The sequence below is a fragment of the Pseudomonas sp. GG8 genome, from assembly GCF_052976945.1.
This window is the reverse complement of record NZ_JBRIIP010000001.1, coordinates 4,415,864-4,433,250: the sequence shown is the minus strand read 5'-3', so window position 1 is coordinate 4,433,250 and position 17,387 is coordinate 4,415,864. Positions and strand designations below refer to the sequence as shown.

Sequence of the window (17,387 nt, the reverse complement as noted above, 5' to 3'; positions counted from 1 at the left end):
GAGAGCTATGCCTCAAGGATTAACCTTGCCATACGGGTAAGGTCAAGCCCCAATCAATATTCCAGAGCCGCCCGCTTCAGGTACATGCCATTGGGGCCCATGGCGATCCGGTATTTGCTGACTTCGCCGGCCTTTATGTCAATGACCATGCTCGGGGGGACATCCATCCCTGGCAGGCATCCCGATGCCTTGCCAGGTAACAGGCGAAGACGTGCAGTGGTTTTACCCGGCGCCAGGTTGAAGGACGTCGACTCCTCCTGAAATAAACGCCCGACCAATTGGTCTTGGAGATACAGACCGATCTCGCATGAGGTGTTCACCTCCAGCCGCTCCCGGGAAATAATCAGGACGCCGTAGTCTTGCGAGTCGGCGTTGGCGAAGGGTACTGTCGCCCATAGGCCGAGGATGCTCATTAGACTCAATGCTGACCAGCGCATTGCTGATACTCCTGCTTTTAATACGGTTATGACGCAGCTTGGCCGAGCCGTGAGACGAATACCAGCCCGGCAGAAAAAAACAGGGGCTTGACCTTGCCATGATGGAAAGGTTGAACATGCCTGCAACCTTACCGAGGAGCAACAATATGCAACGATTCAATGTTCAGGGTATGACCTGTGGCCACTGTGTTCGGGCAATCACCCAAGCGCTGCAGAGCAGCGACCCGGCAGCAGATGTCCAGGTCGACTTGACCAGTGGCGAAGTGCGGGTTGAAAGCACACTCACGGCCGAGGTCATTATCAGTCTGATCAGTGCTGAAGGGTATGCGGTGCAGAAGATTTAAACGATGCGCCGAGTGATTGTGTTCCTGCTTTGCGACGGTACGACCCGCTGAACAATTTTGAAGTAATTTCCCCATCAAGGCGCTCTAAGGATTCAGGACGGTTAGACTAGCTAATTGCGCTGGACACAGTTTTGGATGCCCGATGAACCTGAGAATAATCTTGATTCTTGGCGCTTTGAGCGCTTTTGGGCCGCTGGCCATTGATTTTTATCTGCCTGGTTTTCCGGCGATTGCCTTGGCTTTTGGCACCGACGAAAAACATGTGCAACTGACCTTGGCGTCTTATTTTCTGGGCTTGTCCATCGGCCAGTTGGCCTATGGTCCGGTCGCGGATCGCTTTGGTCGGCGCGTGCCGTTGCTGGTGGGGGTCGGGCTCTTTACCCTGGCATCGCTAGCGTGCGCTTTTGCGCCCACTCTTGAGTGGCTGATTGCTGCGCGCTTCGTTCAGGCGTTGGGCGGATGCGCCGGGATGGTGTTGTCGCGAGCCATTGTGAGTGATAAGTGCGACGCCGTGCAGTCGGCGAAAGTCTTCTCGCAATTGATGTTGATCATGGGCCTGGCGCCGATTCTCGCACCCATGCTGGGTGGTCTGTTGGTCAACCTGTATGGCTGGCAGTCGATCTTTCTGGTGCTGACGGTATTCAGTGCTGTGTGCTCGCTGGCGGTTGCGCTGGGCTTGCCGGAAAGCATGCCAGCGACCCATCCACGCCATCCGTTGGCCGGTGCATTGGGGCAATATCGGCGGTTGTTGGCTGATCGGATATTTCTCGGTCATGCCTTGACCGGCGGCATCGCGATAGCCGGTATGTTCGCCTACATCGCGGGCTCACCATTCGTATTCATCAAGTTGTATGGCGTGCCGCCCGAGCACTATGGCTGGCTGTTCGGTGCGAACGCGGCGGGTTTCATTCTGGTGGCGCAGGTCAATGCGCGCATGCTGGGCAAACTCGGACCCGCGCTTCTGTTGTCTCGCACGGTCTGGGTTTATCTGGCAGCGGCGCTGGTCTTGCTCGGCATTGCCGAACTGCACACTCAGGCGCTTTGGCCGCTATTGATCCCGTTGTTTATCTGCATTGCCAGCCTGGGCTGCATCATCCCCAATGCTTCGGCCTGTGCCATGAACGGCCAGTGGGCGAGGGCAGGGAGTGCGTCGGCGTTACTCGGGTGCCTGCAATTCAGTGTCGCCGCAGGGGCATCCGCATTGGTGGGCGTGTTGCACGATGGCAGCGCAGTTCCCATGGCAATGGTGATTAGTTTGTGCGGGATTTTTGCGGTGAGTGCCGCAGTATTGACCCGCCGTTTGCAGCGCACGCGTGATGCGAGTGTGGCTCAAACGGCTCAGGTCTGAGGCTGCCCGAGTTGCAGGCCAGCCTTGGCTCAGCCGGTGGCTTGCTGGCGACTTTCAGGTAACTTGTGCGGAGCCCGCAGCCGGGATTCAAGCGTGTTGACGAAGGCGCGGGCTTCGGCTTCAGAACGAAAACTCACGACATGCTGATCCATCCGGACCTGCCACGGGCCGCCTTGGGATTTTGCTGATTCACGTACCAGGACTTTCATTGCTGACTCCCTCCTGTTGGTAAGGCTGCAATTGTAGACCTGGATCAGGCGAAAATAATGATCCAAGTCAAACCTCAGACTGACGGTCTTAAGTGATCAAAAACCTTCGAGAACGATCTTGCCTTTGGCCTTGCCGCTTTCCAGAAACGCATGAGCGCGACGCAGGTTGGCGGCGTTGATGGTGCCGAAGTGTTCACCAAAAGTGGTTTTCAAGGTGCCAGCATCAATCAGCTCCGCGACGCGGTTGAGCAGCTTGTGCTGCTCGATCATGTCGGCGGTTTCGAACAGCGACCGGGTGTACATGAACTCCCAATGCAGTGACAGACTCTTGCGTTTCAGCTTGCTGACGTCGAGGGACTTGGGGTCGTCGATCAAGGCCAGCCGACCTTGCGGCGCCAGGGCTTCGACCAGTTGATCCAGATGCTGGTCGGTCTGTGTCAGGCTGGCCACGTGAGTCACCTGTGGCAGACCCGCGCGGGTGAGTTCTTCGTTCAGCGGCTTGCTGTGATCAAGCACATGATGCGCGCCCAGCTGGCGAACCCATGCCTCGGTTTCAGGTCGTGAGGCGGTGCCGATAACGTTCAACCCTGTGAGCTGCCGGGCCAACTGGGTGAGCATCGAACCCACGCCACCGGCAGCACCGACGATCATCAGACGCTGTCCGGTGTCAGTGGCGCCTTCAGTAATTTGCAGGCGCTCGAAGAGCAGCTCCCACGCAGTGATTGCCGTCAGCGGCAAGGCTGCGGCATGGGCGAAGCTCAAGGATTTTGGCATGTGCCCGACGATTCGCTCATCGACCACGTGCCGTTCGCTGTTGGCACCAGCGCGGGCGATGGAGCCTGCATAGAACACCTTGTCGCCCGGTTGAAATAGCGTCACTTCGCTGCCGACCGCTTTGACGATACCGGCCACGTCCCAACCCAGGACCTTGGCGTCGCCGCCTTCGGGTTGAACGTTCTGACGAACCTTGGTATCGACCGGATTGACGGAGATGGCTTTGACCTCCACCAGCAAGTCCCGAGGACCGGCAACCGGCTCGGCCAGCTCGATGTCCTGCAATGACCGGGGGTCGCTGATCGGCAGGGACTGGTAATACGCGATGGCTTTCATGGGGCGCTCCTGAGAAGTAAGCCTGAATAAATGGCATGGAGGGATGATTGGCTATTTCTCTTAAAGATAAAACCCGCTAAAACTGCAGGCTCTTTCAATTTATTTTTGATAATGCGAGCAAGTGATGCTGCGTTTTGATGATCTGCAACTGTTTGTCCGGGCCACCGATCTGGGCAGCCTGTCCGCTGCTGCGCGGGTCATGGACATGTCGGCGGCGGTCGCCAGCGCTGCGCTCAAACGTATCGAGCAGCAACTGGGCGCGCGTCTTTTGGCACGCTCGACCCGTAGCCTGCGTCTGACGGCCGAGGGTGAGGGGTTCCTCGAATACGCCCGCGCGGCCCTGAGTAGCCTGGAAGAGGGGCAGCGCTTTCTGGCCAGCAGCCAGGATCAAGTCAGTGGCGTCCTGCTGCTGTCGGCGCCCTCGGATTTTGGCCGTAACGTGTTATTGCCCTGGCTCGACGAATTCCAGCGTCAACATCCGCTGCTCACGGTCCGCCTGCTGCTGGGCGACAGGATTGCCGATCTATTTCGCCAGCCGGTAGACATTGCTCTGCGTTATGGAGAGCCGGAAGATTCGAGCCTTATCGCGTTACCCATCGTCCCGGGTAACCGTCGCGTGTTATGCGCCGCCCCGTCGTATCTGGCCCGTCATGGTGAACCCCAGCATGTGGAACAGTTGGCACAGCACAACTGCCTGCTGTTCATGCTAGGCAATCGGGTGCATGACCATTGGCGTTTCCATGACGGCAAACGTGAAATGGGTTTGACCGTGCACGGGGATCGTTTTAGCGACGATGCTGACGTCGTACGCCGGTGGGCATTGGCCGGTGTTGGCGTTGCCTATAAATCCTGGCTGGATGTTGCGGCCGATGTGCATGCCGGACGCCTGAAGCTATTGATCCCGGAACTGCAGGGGGAACTGGCCCCGCTCAATGTGCTCTGTGCGCACCGGGCGCAACTGAGTAAGCCGGTCAATTTATTGTGCGAAATGCTCAGGTCACGCTGTGCGGAGTTGGCGCAACGGCATCCTGACAGCAAGTGACGTCAGGTTCATGTTGCGGTGGCTTACAGCGGCAATGGAATCGTCTGACAGTCGACACACAGGCGCTCTGGAGAAAAAAAGATTATCAAGTGTTTTCAGCGTAAACATCGCTGTTTTGAGGTCGTATTTTCTTGCCTGTTTTTTGTGTTTTTTCCGTAGGCATTTCCCTCGTGATGCACGCCAGATTTTTCTGAGGTCGGCTGAGAGTGTCCGGCCAGCGCTGCTTTCACGGCAGCCAGGTAAATCGAGACGGGTTTTCGTTGGCCTGGGTGATGTCTGACTTTGCCTATAGGGTGTCAGCTAATCCTCTGTCGTGGTTTTAATCCCATTTCGTAACAGGGCGCTGGGCTTATACTTGGCGCCAGCGGCCAGGTCCGCATAGGTCGCCAAGCCAGGTCCGAGGTGCAGGACGCTACCAGGCGAGGCGTTATCAATGCAGATGTGAGTGGGGCGTCTGAGGCAGAAACGGTTGCGGTATGTAAGCGCTGCGAGATGACGTTCTGGGCGTACGAGGTCAAATACAGCCCTTGTTTTGGCGGCTTAGCGTCTTGGCTGGACCCGATTTGCTGTTCACTATGTCAGTGCAATAGACGAATGTTTCAACAGGGAGTGAATACATGGAATATGCACCTTGCATTAGCCAGATTGCCGCGCTGCTGGCTGACCCCAAGCGCAGTGCAATGATTTGGGCGTTGATGGATGGTACCGCCCGCCCCGCGGACGAGCTGGCTTTGATGGCTGGTCTATCCACTTCTTCGGCAGGTGCGCATCTGGCGCGACTGACTACCGGCGGGCTATTGAAGCAGGAGGCTCGCGGCAGAAAGCGTTTTTTCCGACTGGCTGCACCGGAAGTTGGCACTGCAGTCGAGGCGCTGGCCAATGCATCGATGGTCAGCACCGATCACATCAGCAGAAGTGTGTCACAACCCGTTCCACCCACACCGCTTTCGCCGCTACGTCGTGCCCGGATTTGTTCCGACCATCTTGGGGGCGAGTTGGCTGCGGAACTGTATCAGCGTCTGTTGGGTGCGGGCTGGATCGAACAACATGAGCAGCGCGTCGAAGTCACCAGCAAAGGTGTCGCTCAATTTGCCGAGCGCGGCATCTATGTTCCGGCGCTGGCCCATCGAAAGCTTAAGACCGTTTGCGCTTGCCCCGACTGGAGCGAGCGCAAGCCGCATTTAGGCGGAGCATTGGGTGCCGGGTTACTGCAATTGTTCATACAGTTGGGCTGGTTGCGCACTAGCGATGAGTCCACCGCTTTGCAGGTCTCGACTAACGGTCAGCGTGAGATCAGCAAAATAGCTTCGGCTGCCTGATGGCCCCATCGTTCTCGCGCGTTCATTGCGCGGGAACGATTACCGCTGCATCAAGGCTTGACCAACCGTGCATCCAGGCTGTTTTGCGCCAGGCGTCGGGCCTGATCCTGAGTCATCCCCAGATGCTTGTGCAGCGCGTAAAAATTCTCGGTCACATAACCACCGAAATACGCAGGGTCGTCTGAATTGACCGTGACTTTCACACCGCGCTCAAGCATGTCGAGAATGTTGTGGTGGGCCATGTCGTCGAAGACGCAGAGCTTGGTGTTGGACAGCGGACACACCGTCAGCGGGATCTGTTCATCAATGATGCGCTGCATCAGCCGCTCATCTTCGATAGCGCGCACACCATGATCGATACGCTGAATCTTCAACAGGTCCAGCGCTTGCCAAATGTATTCGGGTGGGCCTTCTTCGCCTGCATGGGCTACTGTCAAAAAGCCTTCGTTACGGGCGCGGTCGAACACGCGCTGGAACTTGCTCGGAGGATGGCCCATCTCTGAGCTGTCGAGACCCACTGCAATAAATGCATCGCGAAATGGCAGCGCTTGATCGAGGGTTTTTTCAGCTTCTTCTTCGCTCAAATGGCGCAGGAAGCTGAGAATCAACCCGCTGGAGATACCGAGTTTTTCCTGGCCATCCTTCAATGCACTGGCGATACCGTTGATCACCACTTCAAAGGGGATGCCCCGATCGGTATGGGTTTGCGGATCAAAGAAGGGTTCGGTGTGAATGACGTTTTGCGCCTTGCAGCGTTGCAGGTAAGCCCAAGTCAGGTCGTAAAAATCCTGCTCGGTGCGCAGTACATCCGCACCCCGGTAATACAGGTCGAGAAACTCCTGCAAATTGTTGAAGGCATAGGCCCGGCGCAATGTTTCGACATCGGCCCAAGGCAAGGCGATCTTGTTGCGATCAGCCAGTGCAAAGAGCAATTCGGGTTCCAGCGAGCCTTCCAGGTGCAGGTGCAGTTCTGCCTTGGGCAATGCGTTGAGCCATTCGTACATGTGCTTTTCTCATCAGGTGCAGATAGTCGCCATTCTACAGACGGATGTCCGCTTTGAGATCGCTTCCTTTACGTGGCGTGGCTGATCGGCCGGTTGAAGCCACAGCGCAACGTCTTTGCTGTTACCGTTAGCCGTGAAACATTTACTGATAATGACCCGCCTGTATGAGACCGGTCAGTCCCAGGCCAGACACTTTTGACCCAAGGCATTCCAATGCTGACTTATTTGAGAGATGAAAAGTTTCTACTGCTGGCTGTTCTCGGTGCGCTGATCGCGTTCCCCTTCGAACATGCGTTGCTGAATCACGGTCAGGGTGTTGCGCTGGCGGGCGGGATTGCACTGGTGGTGGCGATTGTCTGCGCGTCGATGCGCGTGGCCCACCATGCCGAACTGTTGGCGCATAAATTCGGCGATCCCTATGGCACTATGATCCTGACGCTGTCGGCCGTCTTGGTCGAGGTCGTGATTCTGGCGATCATGATGAGCAACGAGCCCTCACCGACACTGGTGCGCGACACGATCTATTCAGCGGTGATGCTCGATATCAATGGCATTCTGGGGCTGGCGGCGTTGATGGGCGGGCTCAAGCATGGCGAACAGTCCTACAACGATGATTCGGCGCGCACTTACAGTGTGATGATCCTCACTGCGATGGGCGTTTCCATGGTGGTGCCTGAGTTCATTCCCGAAGGTGACTGGAAGATTTATTCGGCGTTTACGATTGGCGCGATGGTGCTGCTGTACGCCCTGTTTCTGCGCATGCAGGTGGGGCCGCACAGTTATTTTTTCAGCTACAGCTATCCCGAAAAAATGCGCAAGAATTCGCCTGCCGAAGAGGATCCATCGATCAATCTGGTGCGCTCGATCGGCACCCTGATTTTTGGCGTAGTGGTAATCGGTGCGCTGGCTGAAGTGATGTCGAAAACCGTCGACCTCGGTCTGGAAGGGACAGGTGCACCGCCGGTCATGACGGCGATTCTGGTGGCGGCTATTTCCGCTGCCCCCGAGATCCTCACGGCCTTGCGCGCGGCGTTGGCCAACCGCATGCAGTCCGTCGTAAACATTGCGTTGGGCGCCTCGTTGTCAACGGTGATCCTGACCGTACCCGTCATGGAGGCCATGGCGCTGTACAGCGGCCAGCCGTTCCAGATGGCGATGACCCCGGTGCAGAGCGTGATGATCTTCATCACGCTTTTGGTCAGCGCGATCAACCTGAATGATGGTGAAACCAATGCCATCGAAGGCATGACGCATTTCGTGCTGTTCGCAACCTTTATCATGCTGTCGTTGTTGGGGCTTTGAACCCGACAGCACTAGCAGCACTACACGCTCGCTACAGATCCAGGGTCGCCGCGCTTCAGATAGAAGCAGCGGCGAGGCTGAAGTTCATCTGGCCAGTTAATTACCAGGGAATTGTTTCACCCTTGTAGTTGATGAAGTAATGACCACCCTTGCCGGTATAGGCATCAATCTGTTCGACCAAACCACGGGTGCTGGTTTCTACATCGATATGAGCACCTTCGCCGCCCATGTCTGTTTTCACCCAGCCCGGATGCAGGGACAGGACTGTCGGCTTCGGGTCGGCCAATTGTGTAACGAAGGAATTGGTCATGGAGTTCAGCGCGGCCTTGCTGGCTTTGTACAATGCCATGTCGTTGCCTTCAGGGCACATCACACTGCCTAGCACCGAACTCATAAACGCCAGGACCCCGGTGTCGGGACGAATCTGCTGGATCATTCGTTCGGCCAGACGAATGGGGGCAATGGCGTTGGTCATGAACAACTGGCCGAGTTCGTCGACGGTCGCTTGCGCAGCGCTCTGATGTTTTGGTCCGCTGACGCCGGCATTGATGAACAGCAGATCAAAAACCTGTCCTTTCAGCTTCTCGGTGAAAACATTCAACGATGACAGCTCATTGATATCCAGCACCTCGACCTGCACCTCGGGGATCGTCTGGGGTCCACCTGCTTTGTGCAGGTCACGCACTGTGGCGGTCACTTGCCAGCCCTGTTCCGACAGGCGATGCACCAGGCCCAGGCCTAAGCCACGGGAGGCGCCAATGATTAACGCAGTTTTGGTATTCGGCATGGATCGAGCTCCTTGTTCACAAATAGTGGTTCAGGGGAGAAATAGCCCAGAGGGACATTGTCGCCTCAAGGACTTAATGGACAACGTTGACCCAAGCGTTGTTGCAACTCAAGGCGTAACTCGTTTAGTTCGGCGATTCGAGCGTCGATAGCGTTGAGTTTGTCTTCCTGTCGTTGAACAAAAAATGACCAGCTGAGCGCGCGCCATGATCTGTCTGCGCCAGAGACAGGCTTGCACGGCTTATCCACAGGTTGCTCCACAGTTATTGTGTGCAAGCGAAAAGTGCGGGAATAAAGAGTGACCGTGAAGTGCCCAACTGCGATAAGTGACGATAACACCCTGTTTTAAGGAGGTTTTATTCCAGTAATGGGTGGATTGAGCAAAAAACAACCAGTCGTCGCAACGCCATACGCAGCAAGGCCCGCAGGGGTGTGTACTCAGCTTATCCACAGCCGGGTGCACAGTAGATGTGGGCAATTAACCAGGGAGTGCGCACGCGCGGATTCAGTCTTCCTCAAGCGGCTGCAAGAGAATTCGTCCGCGACTCAGATCTGCCAGTTGTCGCTGCAAAATGTCGATGTGCTCCGGGCCCAGGGCAATCTGCAATTCGACGCCGTTGGCGGTGAATGTTTCGTGCTCCAGCAGTCCATGCAGTTCGGCCAGCCGCACCTTGACCAGCGCCAGTTCGCTGAAGCTGCACGTACAGCTCAATTGCACCCGATGGATCAAGGGCAGGCGCTCGGCCTGGTGCAGGCATTTATTGGCGCCACCACCGTACGCGCGAGCGAGGCCGCCAGTGCCCAATTGGATGCCGCCGTACCAGCGGATGACCAACACCACGACTTGATCGCAATCCTGCGCTTCGATCGCTGCCAGAATGGGTCGGCCAGCGGTCCCGCCGGGTTCTCCATCGTCGCTGCTACGATATTGATCGGCCAGTTTCCAGGCCCAGCAATTGTGCGTGGCATTCAGATCGCTGTGCTGCTCAATGAACGCTTGGGCCTGAGCAGCGCTGGTGATGGGGGCGGCGAGGGTAATAAAGCGGCTTTTGCGAATCTCTTCCCGGTATTCGCAAGGGCCAGCAAGGGTAAAAGGCATGCGTATGTTCCAGCTATCGACGACGTGAACCACTGTTTCCGGTAACGGACCGCTCAAGCAGCCGGAGGCGTCAGCCCACAGCCTTTGAGGATGATGCGGATCAAATTGTCGCTGGCGGTTTCCATGTCCTGCTTGGTCAAACGGGTGCGACCGGTAACCCGACATATTTGCGTGGCGAAGTCAGCGTAGTGCTGCGTGCTGCCCCAGAGCAGGAAGATCAGATGCACAGGGTCGACGGGGTCCATTTTTCCGGCATCGATCCAGGCTTGAAACACGGCTGCCCGGCCCTGAAACCAGGCACGGTAGTCCTGACTGAAATGCTCATTCAGGCATTCGCCTCCGCTGATGATTTCCATGGCGAAGATCCGTGACGCTTGTGGCTGGCGTCGGGAAAACTCCATCTTGGCTCGAATGTAATGGCTCAGTGCCTGAGCGGGATCGTCGTCGACGCTCAACGCGTTGAACGTGCTGTCCCACAGGTCGAGGATGTTGCTCAACACCGCAATGTACAACCCCAGCTTGTTGGTGAAGTAGTAGTGCAGGTTAGCTTTGGGCAAGCCTGCATTCTGCGCGATGGTGTTCATACTGGTGCCTTTGAAGCCGTGACGAGCGAACTCGTCCTCTGCGGCTTTGATGATTGCTTCTTCGTTCTTCTGACGAATGCGGCTGGCAGGTTTAGCGACGGCTTGGGCGCTATGGGCTGGGACTTCAAAGGTCATGGGCGGTTCCGAACGGGTCATGGGCTGCAAGCTGAGAACAGATAACGCACCCGCGAAGATCAGACAAGAGCCAGTCGTGCAAATTAATGCTCCAAGCTTTCGATTTCGGCTTCAGATTGGCCTGCGTGAGTGGTCTCTTTAACTATTTAGTTGGTTGCGCATCCACAGCGCAAAGTCCTGAAAAGCCTCATCGGGTGGCGGCCAGACTTTCAAGGAAGCTTTCCAGTACCAGATGAGGGCGACGTCCCTTGCGAGTGACCGAAGCCAGACTCAGGTCATAAAAACGTGCCGTCGGTTTCAGCGCTCGCAGTCGGCCTTGCTGAACCCACAGGCTGGCGTAGTGATCTGGCAGGTAGCCGATATAGCGCCCGGTGAGAATCAAAAAGGCCATGCCCTCACGATCCGAGGCGCTGGCGGTGCAATTGAGTGCCTGGTAATGCGCCTGAATGTCCGCAGGCAAGCGAAAGGTCGGAGCGATAGCGTCCTGAGCATTCAATCGTTCGTCATTCAGCGCGGCGTCATCCATATAGAAGAGCGGATGGCCGACAGCGCAATAGAGCAGAGAGCGTTCGCTGTACAGCGGCTGATATTCCAGCCCGGACAGGGCACTGGCCTGCGGAACAACTCCTACGTGCAAACGCCCATCGAGCACGCCCTGTTCCACTTCATGGGGCGCGATCATGCGGATCTGGATATGTACGTCTGGGCCGCGTTCCTTCAATTGGGCCAGGGCATGGGTGATGCGCATGTGCGGCAGGGTGACCAGGTTGTCGGTCAGACCGATGTTCAGTTCGCCGCGCAAATGCTGGTGCAGGCCATTGACCTCGGTGCGAAAGCTTTCTACGGCACTTAATAGCTGCAAAGACGATTGATAGACCTCCCGACCTTCTTCGGTCAGGGAAAACCCCGCGCGTCCACGCTGGCACAGGCGCAAGCCGAGTCGTTGTTCAAGATCGCTCATCTGTTGGCTGATCGCCGAACGGCCTATGCCCAGCGCGCTTTCGGCCGCCGAGAAGCCACCTGACTCGACTACGCTTCGAAAGATGCGCAGCAAACGAATATCAAAGTCGCTGACTTGGGCCAGTGGATCGGGTCGACGGATGCTCATAGTTTAGTGATTGTCTAACTGAAGATTATAAATGTTGGGTTTTTAAGACTTTATCCCCGTGGCAACTTAGCTGCAACCACACAGCTCAATAAGCTGCCCCATCGCCCCGTGAGGTATTTGCATCCATGACTCTTCCTGAATCCGCCGAGAATTCTCTGGCCAGCCAATTGAAGCTCGACGCTCATTGGATGCCATACACCGCAAACCGTAATTTTCAGCGCGATCCCCGGCTGATCGTGGCGGCGCAAGGCAGCTACCTGACGGACGATAAGGGTCGCAAGATTTATGACGCGTTGTCCGGGCTATGGACGTGCGGCGCCGGGCATTCGCGCAAGGAAATTCAGGAGGCGGTCTCGCGTCAGTTGGGCACTCTGGATTATTCGCCAGCGTTCCAATACGGCCACCCCTTGTCCTTCCAGCTGGCTGAGAAAATCACCGACCTGGCACCTGGCAATCTGAACCACGTCTTTTTCACTGATTCGGGTTCTGAGTGCGCGGATACCGCAGTGAAAATGGTGCGCGCCTACTGGCGCCTGAAAGGTCAGGCCACCAAAACCAAAATGATCGGTCGTGCCCGTGGTTATCACGGGGTCAACATTGGTGGCACCAGCTTGGGCGGAGTGAACGGCAACCGTAAAATGTTCGGCCAATTGATGGACGTCGATCATTTGCCTCATACCTTGCTGGCCAGCAATGCCTATTCACGTGGCGAGCCTGAGTTGGGCGGCATTGCGCTGGCCGATGAGATGCTCAAACTGATCGAGTTGCACGATGCATCCAATATTGCGGCAGTGATTGTCGAGCCGATGGCGGGCTCTGCCGGTGTGATCGTTCCACCAAAAGGTTATCTGAAGCGCCTGCGCGAAATCTGCGATCAGCACAACATCCTATTGATCTTCGACGAAGTCATCACTGGTTTCGGTCGCACCGGGTCGATGTTCGGCGCCGACAGCTTCGGTGTGACGCCTGACCTGATGTGTATCGCCAAGCAAATCACCAACGGCGCGATCCCGATGGGCGCAGTGATTGCCAGTAGCGAGATTTATCACACGTTCATGAACCAGCCGACGCCCGAGTATGCGGTCGAGTTCCCACACGGCTACACCTACTCCGCGCACCCGGTCGCCTGTGCGGCGGGTCTTGCCTCGCTGGAATTGTTGCAGCGGGAGAATCTGGTTCAGCAAGTCGCCGAGATTTCACCTCATTTCGAAAGCGCGTTGCACGGCCTCAAAGGCTCGAAAAACGTTGTGGACATCCGTAACTACGGTCTGGCCGGTGCGATCCAGATCGCGCCCCGTGATGGCGATGCCATCGTGCGTCCTTTCGAGGCGGGGATGAAACTGTGGAAAGCGGGCTTCTACGTGCGTTTCGGCGGCGACACGCTGCAGTTCGGGCCAACCTTCAATAGCAAACCGCAGGATTTGGATCGCTTGTTCGATGCTGTCGGCGACGTGCTGAATCAGATCGACTGATTCGCTGTGGGTTTAAACCACAGGCGCGGCCGAGATCGCGCCTGACCGTATTTTTTGGAGTCCTGTCATGAGCAACATCCAACACCTGATCAATGGCGAGTTCGTTACCGATACCGGCCGTACTGCCGATGTGTTCAATCCATCGACCGGTCAGGCCGTTCATAAAGTCCCCTTGGCCAGCCGCGAAACTGTTCAGCAAGCAATCGATGCTGCGAAGGCTGCATTTCCAGCCTGGCGCAATACGCCCGCCGCCAAACGCGCGCAAGTGATGTTCCGCTTCAAGCAATTACTGGAACAGAATGAATCGCGTATCGCGCAGTTGATCAGTGAAGAGCACGGCAAGACCCTGGAAGACGCCGCCGGTGAGTTGAAGCGCGGGATCGAGAACGTCGAATACGCGTGTGCCGCGCCAGAGATCCTCAAGGGGGAGTACAGCCGCAACGTAGGGCCAAACATTGACGCATGGTCCGACTTTCAGCCGCTGGGTGTGGTTGCAGGTATTACGCCGTTTAACTTCCCGGCCATGGTCCCGCTGTGGATGTACCCACTGGCGATTGTGTGCGGTAACTGCTTCATCCTGAAGCCTTCTGAGCGTGATCCAAGTTCGACGTTGTTGATTGCTCAACTGCTGAATGAGGCGGGTCTGCCAAACGGTGTGCTTAACGTCGTGCACGGTGACAAAACAGCGGTTGATGCGTTGATCGAAGCGCCTGAAGTCAAAGCGTTGAGTTTTGTCGGTTCAACGCCTATCGCTGAATACATCTATAGAGAAGCTACTTCTCGCGGGAAGCGAGTCCAGGCATTGGGCGGCGCGAAGAATCACGCGGTGCTGATGCCCGACGCAGATCTGGACAATGCGGTCAGCGCGTTGATGGGCGCTGCGTACGGTTCATGTGGCGAGCGTTGCATGGCGATATCGGTTGCTGTCTGTGTAGGTGATCAGGTCGCCGATGCGTTGGTGGCCAAACTGGTCCCGCAGATCAAGGCGTTGAAAATCGGTGCCGGGACTACCTGTGGCCTGGATATGGGGCCGTTGGTGACCGGACAACATCGCGACAAGGTCTGTAGCTATATAGAAGACGGCGTGAACTCGGGTGCCGAGCTTGTGATCGATGGTCGTGGTCTGAGCGTTGCAGGCAATGAAGAGGGCTTCTTCCTGGGTGGCTGCCTGTTTGATCGGGTCACGCCGGAGATGCGTATCTATAAAGAAGAGATCTTTGGCCCGGTGCTGTGCATCGTCCGGGTCGATAGCCTGGAGCAGGCCATGCAACTGATCAACGATCACGAGTATGGCAATGGCACCTGCATCTTTACCCGTGATGGTGAAGTCGCGCGTTTGTTCTGCGACGAGATTGAAGTCGGTATGGTCGGGGTCAACGTGCCACTGCCGGTACCGGTGGCCTATCACAGCTTCGGCGGCTGGAAGCGTTCGCTGTTTGGCGACCTGCATGCTTATGGCCCGGATGGGGTGCGCTTCTATACCCGCCGCAAAGCCATCACCCAGCGTTGGCCGCAACGTGCCAGCCATGAGGCTTCGCAGTTTGCCTTTCCTAGTTTGTAAGGGATGAAAGAGGCGGGCCGTGAGGCCCGCCTCTTGCGTTTAGAGCCCTGTTTTAACGATGTGACAGGTTTGTGAAATTAGGTGTTGACGCCCCGTCAAATCTGTCTATAATTCGCACCTCTTCCGGAGCAGATGAAGCGGAAAACTCTCTGTAAATCAAAGAGTTATCCAGAGTAAGCGGCGAGGAAGGGGTTTTGATCTTCTGGATCGAAAGCGGTAAAAAAGAGGTGTTGACAGCAGCGTGTAACGCTGTAGAATTCGCCTCCCGCTAACGAGAGACGTGAAGTTGATCGAAGCGCAAGTGGTTGAAGTTGCAAAGGAAACTTTGAAACTTGTTAAAATAACCGCTTGACAGCAACAAGGGCTGCTGTAGAATGCGCGCCTCGGCTGAGACGAAAGATCTCAACCACCCGCTCTTTAACAACTGAATCAAGCAATTCGTGTGGGTGCTTGTGTTGTAAGACTGAAGTCAACTGATTATCAGCATCACAAGTTACTCCGCGAGAAATCAAAGATGTAATCAACGATTGCTGAGCTAAGTTTAGGGTTTTGTCAAAACCCAAAGATGTTTGAACTGAAGAGTTTGATCATGGCTCAGATTGAACGCTGGCGGCAGGCCTAACACATGCAAGTCGAGCGGCAGCACGGGTACTTGTACCTGGTGGCGAGCGGCGGACGGGTGAGTAATACCTAGGAATCTGCCTGGTAGTGGGGGATAACGTTCGGAAACGGACGCTAATACCGCATACGTCCTACGGGAGAAAGCAGGGGACCTTCGGGCCTTGCGCTATCAGATGAGCCTAGGTCGGATTAGCTAGTTGGTGAGGTAATGGCTCACCAAGGCTACGATCCGTAACTGGTCTGAGAGGATGATCAGTCACACTGGAACTGAGACACGGTCCAGACTCCTACGGGAGGCAGCAGTGGGGAATATTGGACAATGGGCGAAAGCCTGATCCAGCCATGCCGCGTGTGTGAAGAAGGTCTTCGGATTGTAAAGCACTTTAAGTTGGGAGGAAGGGCATTAACCTAATACGTTAGTGTTTTGACGTTACCGACAGAATAAGCACCGGCTAACTCTGTGCCAGCAGCCGCGGTAATACAGAGGGTGCAAGCGTTAATCGGAATTACTGGGCGTAAAGCGCGCGTAGGTGGTTCGTTAAGTTGGATGTGAAATCCCCGGGCTCAACCTGGGAACTGCATTCAAAACTGTCGAGCTAGAGTATGGTAGAGGGTGGTGGAATTTCCTGTGTAGCGGTGAAATGCGTAGATATAGGAAGGAACACCAGTGGCGAAGGCGACCACCTGGACTGATACTGACACTGAGGTGCGAAAGCGTGGGGAGCAAACAGGATTAGATACCCTGGTAGTCCACGCCGTAAACGATGTCAACTAGCCGTTGGGAGCCTTGAGCTCTTAGTGGCGCAGCTAACGCATTAAGTTGACCGCCTGGGGAGTACGGCCGCAAGGTTAAAACTCAAATGAATTGACGGGGGCCCGCACAAGCGGTGGAGCATGTGGTTTAATTCGAAGCAACGCGAAGAACCTTACCAGGCCTTGACATCCAATGAATCTGCTAGAGATAGCGGAGTGCCTTCGGGAGCATTGAGACAGGTGCTGCATGGCTGTCGTCAGCTCGTGTCGTGAGATGTTGGGTTAAGTCCCGTAACGAGCGCAACCCTTGTCCTTAGTTACCAGCGCGTAATGGCGGGCACTCTAAGGAGACTGCCGGTGACAAACCGGAGGAAGGTGGGGATGACGTCAAGTCATCATGGCCCTTACGGCCTGGGCTACACACGTGCTACAATGGTCGGTACAGAGGGTCGCCAAGCCGCGAGGTGGAGCTAATCCCAGAAAACCGATCGTAGTCCGGATCGCAGTCTGCAACTCGACTGCGTGAAGTCGGAATCGCTAGTAATCGCGAATCAGAATGTCGCGGTGAATACGTTCCCGGGCCTTGTACACACCGCCCGTCACACCATGGGAGTGGGTTGCACCAGAAGTAGCTAGTCTAACCTTCGGGAGGACGGTTACCACGGTGTGATTCATGACTGGGGTGAAGTCGTAACAAGGTAGCCGTAGGGGAACCTGCGGCTGGATCACCTCCTTAATCGAAGACATCAGCTTCTTCATAAGTTCCCACACGAATTGCTTGATTCATTGAAAAAGACGATTTAGAAGCAGCCCGAAATTGGGTCTGTAGCTCAGTTGGTTAGAGCGCACCCCTGATAAGGGTGAGGTCGGCAGTTCGAATCTGCCCAGACCCACCAATTTTGTGTGGGAAACGCCTGTAGAGATACGGGGCCATAGCTCAGCTGGGAGAGCGCCTGCCTTGCACGCAGGAGGTCAACGGTTCGATCCCGTTTGGCTCCACCACTTACTGCTTCTGTATTGTAGAGTTTAGAAATGAGCATTCCATCGGTTCGATGGTGAATGTTGATTTCTAGTCTTTGATTAGATCGTTCTTTAAAAATTTGGGTATGTGATAGAAAGTTAGACCGGACAGCACTTTCACTGGTGGTGTTAC

Annotated in this window: 15 protein-coding genes, 2 tRNA genes, 1 rRNA gene and 1 pseudogene; 10 read left to right on the top strand and 9 right to left on the bottom strand. The window is 55.9% G+C overall.

Features of this window, described 5'->3' with window-relative positions; all coding sequences use genetic code 11:
- Positions 1 to 53: 53 nt before the first annotated feature.
- Complete coding sequence (locus ACVBEG_RS21215; RefSeq protein WP_447108284.1) at positions 54 to 437, bottom strand: hypothetical protein; 384 nt, start codon at positions 435 to 437, stop codon at positions 54 to 56.
- Between the two features lie 146 nt (positions 438 to 583).
- On the opposite strand from ACVBEG_RS21215, the gene ACVBEG_RS21210 reads away from it, so the two are divergent.
- Both ACVBEG_RS21210 and ACVBEG_RS21205 read left to right on the top strand, forming a co-directional pair.
- Positions 584 to 781 carry a heavy-metal-associated domain-containing protein gene (locus ACVBEG_RS21210; RefSeq protein ID WP_322278080.1) on the top strand — a complete coding sequence of 66 codons (198 nt, stop codon included), beginning with the start codon at positions 584 to 586 and terminating at the stop codon, positions 779 to 781.
- Positions 782 to 923: 142 nt separating this feature from the next.
- Positions 924 to 2,129, top strand: coding sequence for a multidrug effflux MFS transporter (locus tag ACVBEG_RS21205; protein WP_330200621.1), 1,206 nt, complete (start codon positions 924 to 926; stop codon positions 2,127 to 2,129).
- Positions 2,130 to 2,158: 29 nt separating this feature from the next.
- On the opposite strand, the gene ACVBEG_RS21200 is transcribed toward ACVBEG_RS21205, so the two are convergent.
- Entirely contained in the window at positions 2,159 to 2,338 is a 180-nt protein-coding gene (locus ACVBEG_RS21200; protein ID WP_219062561.1) for a hypothetical protein, read from the bottom strand.
- Between the two features lie 96 nt (positions 2,339 to 2,434).
- Positions 2,435 to 3,448: a zinc-binding alcohol dehydrogenase family protein gene (locus ACVBEG_RS21195; protein ID WP_323565888.1), complete on the bottom strand. Its 1,014-nt coding sequence runs from the start codon at positions 3,446 to 3,448 to the stop codon at positions 2,435 to 2,437.
- A gap of 124 nt (positions 3,449 to 3,572) precedes the next feature.
- On the opposite strand from ACVBEG_RS21195, the gene ACVBEG_RS21190 reads away from it, so the two are divergent.
- Both ACVBEG_RS21190 and ACVBEG_RS21185 read left to right on the top strand, forming a co-directional pair.
- On the top strand, positions 3,573 to 4,490 hold the full coding sequence (locus ACVBEG_RS21190) for a LysR family transcriptional regulator (RefSeq protein ID WP_443696309.1): 918 nt from the start codon (positions 3,573 to 3,575) through the stop codon (positions 4,488 to 4,490).
- 617 nt (positions 4,491 to 5,107) lie between these two features.
- Positions 5,108 to 5,809, top strand: a complete 702-nt coding sequence (locus tag ACVBEG_RS21185; RefSeq protein ID WP_322278088.1) for an ArsR/SmtB family transcription factor — start codon at positions 5,108 to 5,110, stop codon at positions 5,807 to 5,809.
- Between the two features lie 50 nt (positions 5,810 to 5,859).
- On the opposite strand, the gene ACVBEG_RS21180 is transcribed toward ACVBEG_RS21185, so the two are convergent.
- Positions 5,860 to 6,813, bottom strand: a complete 954-nt coding sequence (locus ACVBEG_RS21180; protein ID WP_322278090.1) for an adenosine deaminase — start codon at positions 6,811 to 6,813, stop codon at positions 5,860 to 5,862.
- Between the two features lie 213 nt (positions 6,814 to 7,026).
- On the opposite strand from ACVBEG_RS21180, the gene ACVBEG_RS21175 reads away from it, so the two are divergent.
- Positions 7,027 to 8,115, top strand: coding sequence for a calcium:proton antiporter (locus ACVBEG_RS21175; protein WP_322278092.1), 1,089 nt, complete (start codon positions 7,027 to 7,029; stop codon positions 8,113 to 8,115).
- A gap of 100 nt (positions 8,116 to 8,215) precedes the next feature.
- Here ACVBEG_RS21175 and ACVBEG_RS21170 read toward each other — a convergent pair whose 3' ends face one another.
- The 5 genes and pseudogenes from ACVBEG_RS21170 to ACVBEG_RS21150 all read right to left on the bottom strand — a co-directional run bounded on the left by ACVBEG_RS21170 (position 8,216) and on the right by ACVBEG_RS21150 (position 11,827).
- Positions 8,216 to 8,902 (bottom strand): SDR family oxidoreductase, encoded by a 687-nt coding sequence (locus ACVBEG_RS21170; protein WP_322278094.1) that lies wholly within the window; start codon positions 8,900 to 8,902, stop codon positions 8,216 to 8,218.
- Between the two features lie 65 nt (positions 8,903 to 8,967).
- A pseudogene (locus ACVBEG_RS21165) lies at positions 8,968 to 9,078 on the bottom strand (MerR family transcriptional regulator); the annotation flags it as partial.
- A 328-nt stretch (positions 9,079 to 9,406) separates the two neighbouring features.
- Complete coding sequence (locus ACVBEG_RS21160; RefSeq protein WP_322278096.1) at positions 9,407 to 10,000, bottom strand: IMPACT family protein; 594 nt, start codon at positions 9,998 to 10,000, stop codon at positions 9,407 to 9,409.
- A gap of 53 nt (positions 10,001 to 10,053) precedes the next feature.
- Entirely contained in the window at positions 10,054 to 10,719 is a 666-nt protein-coding gene (locus ACVBEG_RS21155) for a TetR/AcrR family transcriptional regulator (protein WP_322278099.1), read from the bottom strand.
- A 187-nt stretch (positions 10,720 to 10,906) separates the two neighbouring features.
- Entirely contained in the window at positions 10,907 to 11,827 is a 921-nt protein-coding gene (locus tag ACVBEG_RS21150) for a LysR family transcriptional regulator (RefSeq protein WP_219062570.1), read from the bottom strand.
- A gap of 125 nt (positions 11,828 to 11,952) precedes the next feature.
- Here ACVBEG_RS21150 and ACVBEG_RS21145 point away from each other — a divergent pair, with 125 nt between their 5' ends.
- The 5 genes from ACVBEG_RS21145 to ACVBEG_RS21125 all read left to right on the top strand — a co-directional run bounded on the left by ACVBEG_RS21145 (position 11,953) and on the right by ACVBEG_RS21125 (position 17,236).
- Positions 11,953 to 13,299 carry an aspartate aminotransferase family protein gene (locus ACVBEG_RS21145; protein ID WP_322278101.1) on the top strand — a complete coding sequence of 449 codons (1,347 nt, stop codon included), beginning with the start codon at positions 11,953 to 11,955 and terminating at the stop codon, positions 13,297 to 13,299.
- Positions 13,300 to 13,366: 67 nt separating this feature from the next.
- Positions 13,367 to 14,860: a CoA-acylating methylmalonate-semialdehyde dehydrogenase gene (locus ACVBEG_RS21140; RefSeq protein WP_323565890.1), complete on the top strand. Its 1,494-nt coding sequence runs from the start codon at positions 13,367 to 13,369 to the stop codon at positions 14,858 to 14,860.
- 571 nt (positions 14,861 to 15,431) lie between these two features.
- Positions 15,432 to 16,970 (top strand): 16S ribosomal RNA (locus ACVBEG_RS21135).
- Positions 16,971 to 17,053: 83 nt separating this feature from the next.
- Positions 17,054 to 17,130, top strand: a tRNA-Ile gene (locus ACVBEG_RS21130).
- A gap of 30 nt (positions 17,131 to 17,160) precedes the next feature.
- A tRNA-Ala gene (locus ACVBEG_RS21125) sits at positions 17,161 to 17,236 on the top strand.
- Positions 17,237 to 17,387 lie beyond the last annotated feature (151 nt).

Excerpts from the sequence above, each read along its gene's own strand:
- ACVBEG_RS21215 (WP_447108284.1), bottom strand. The coding sequence starts at position 437 with ATGCGCTGGTCAGCATTGAGTCTAATGAGCATCCTCGGCCTATGGGCG.
- ACVBEG_RS21210 (WP_322278080.1), top strand. The coding sequence starts at position 584 with ATGCAACGATTCAATGTTCAGGGTATGACCTGTGGCCACTGTGTTCGG.
- ACVBEG_RS21205 (WP_330200621.1), top strand. The coding sequence starts at position 924 with ATGAACCTGAGAATAATCTTGATTCTTGGCGCTTTGAGCGCTTTTGGG.
- ACVBEG_RS21200 (WP_219062561.1), bottom strand. The coding sequence starts at position 2,338 with ATGAAAGTCCTGGTACGTGAATCAGCAAAATCCCAAGGCGGCCCGTGG.
- ACVBEG_RS21195 (WP_323565888.1), bottom strand. The coding sequence starts at position 3,448 with ATGAAAGCCATCGCGTATTACCAGTCCCTGCCGATCAGCGACCCCCGG.
- ACVBEG_RS21190 (WP_443696309.1), top strand. The coding sequence starts at position 3,573 with ATGCTGCGTTTTGATGATCTGCAACTGTTTGTCCGGGCCACCGATCTG.
- ACVBEG_RS21185 (WP_322278088.1), top strand. The coding sequence starts at position 5,108 with ATGGAATATGCACCTTGCATTAGCCAGATTGCCGCGCTGCTGGCTGAC.
- ACVBEG_RS21180 (WP_322278090.1), bottom strand. The coding sequence starts at position 6,813 with ATGTACGAATGGCTCAACGCATTGCCCAAGGCAGAACTGCACCTGCAC.
- ACVBEG_RS21175 (WP_322278092.1), top strand. The coding sequence starts at position 7,027 with ATGCTGACTTATTTGAGAGATGAAAAGTTTCTACTGCTGGCTGTTCTC.
- ACVBEG_RS21170 (WP_322278094.1), bottom strand. The coding sequence starts at position 8,902 with ATGCCGAATACCAAAACTGCGTTAATCATTGGCGCCTCCCGTGGCTTA.
- ACVBEG_RS21160 (WP_322278096.1), bottom strand. The coding sequence starts at position 10,000 with ATGCCTTTTACCCTTGCTGGCCCTTGCGAATACCGGGAAGAGATTCGC.
- ACVBEG_RS21155 (WP_322278099.1), bottom strand. The coding sequence starts at position 10,719 with ATGACCTTTGAAGTCCCAGCCCATAGCGCCCAAGCCGTCGCTAAACCT.
- ACVBEG_RS21150 (WP_219062570.1), bottom strand. The coding sequence starts at position 11,827 with ATGAGCATCCGTCGACCCGATCCACTGGCCCAAGTCAGCGACTTTGAT.
- ACVBEG_RS21145 (WP_322278101.1), top strand. The coding sequence starts at position 11,953 with ATGACTCTTCCTGAATCCGCCGAGAATTCTCTGGCCAGCCAATTGAAG.
- ACVBEG_RS21140 (WP_323565890.1), top strand. The coding sequence starts at position 13,367 with ATGAGCAACATCCAACACCTGATCAATGGCGAGTTCGTTACCGATACC.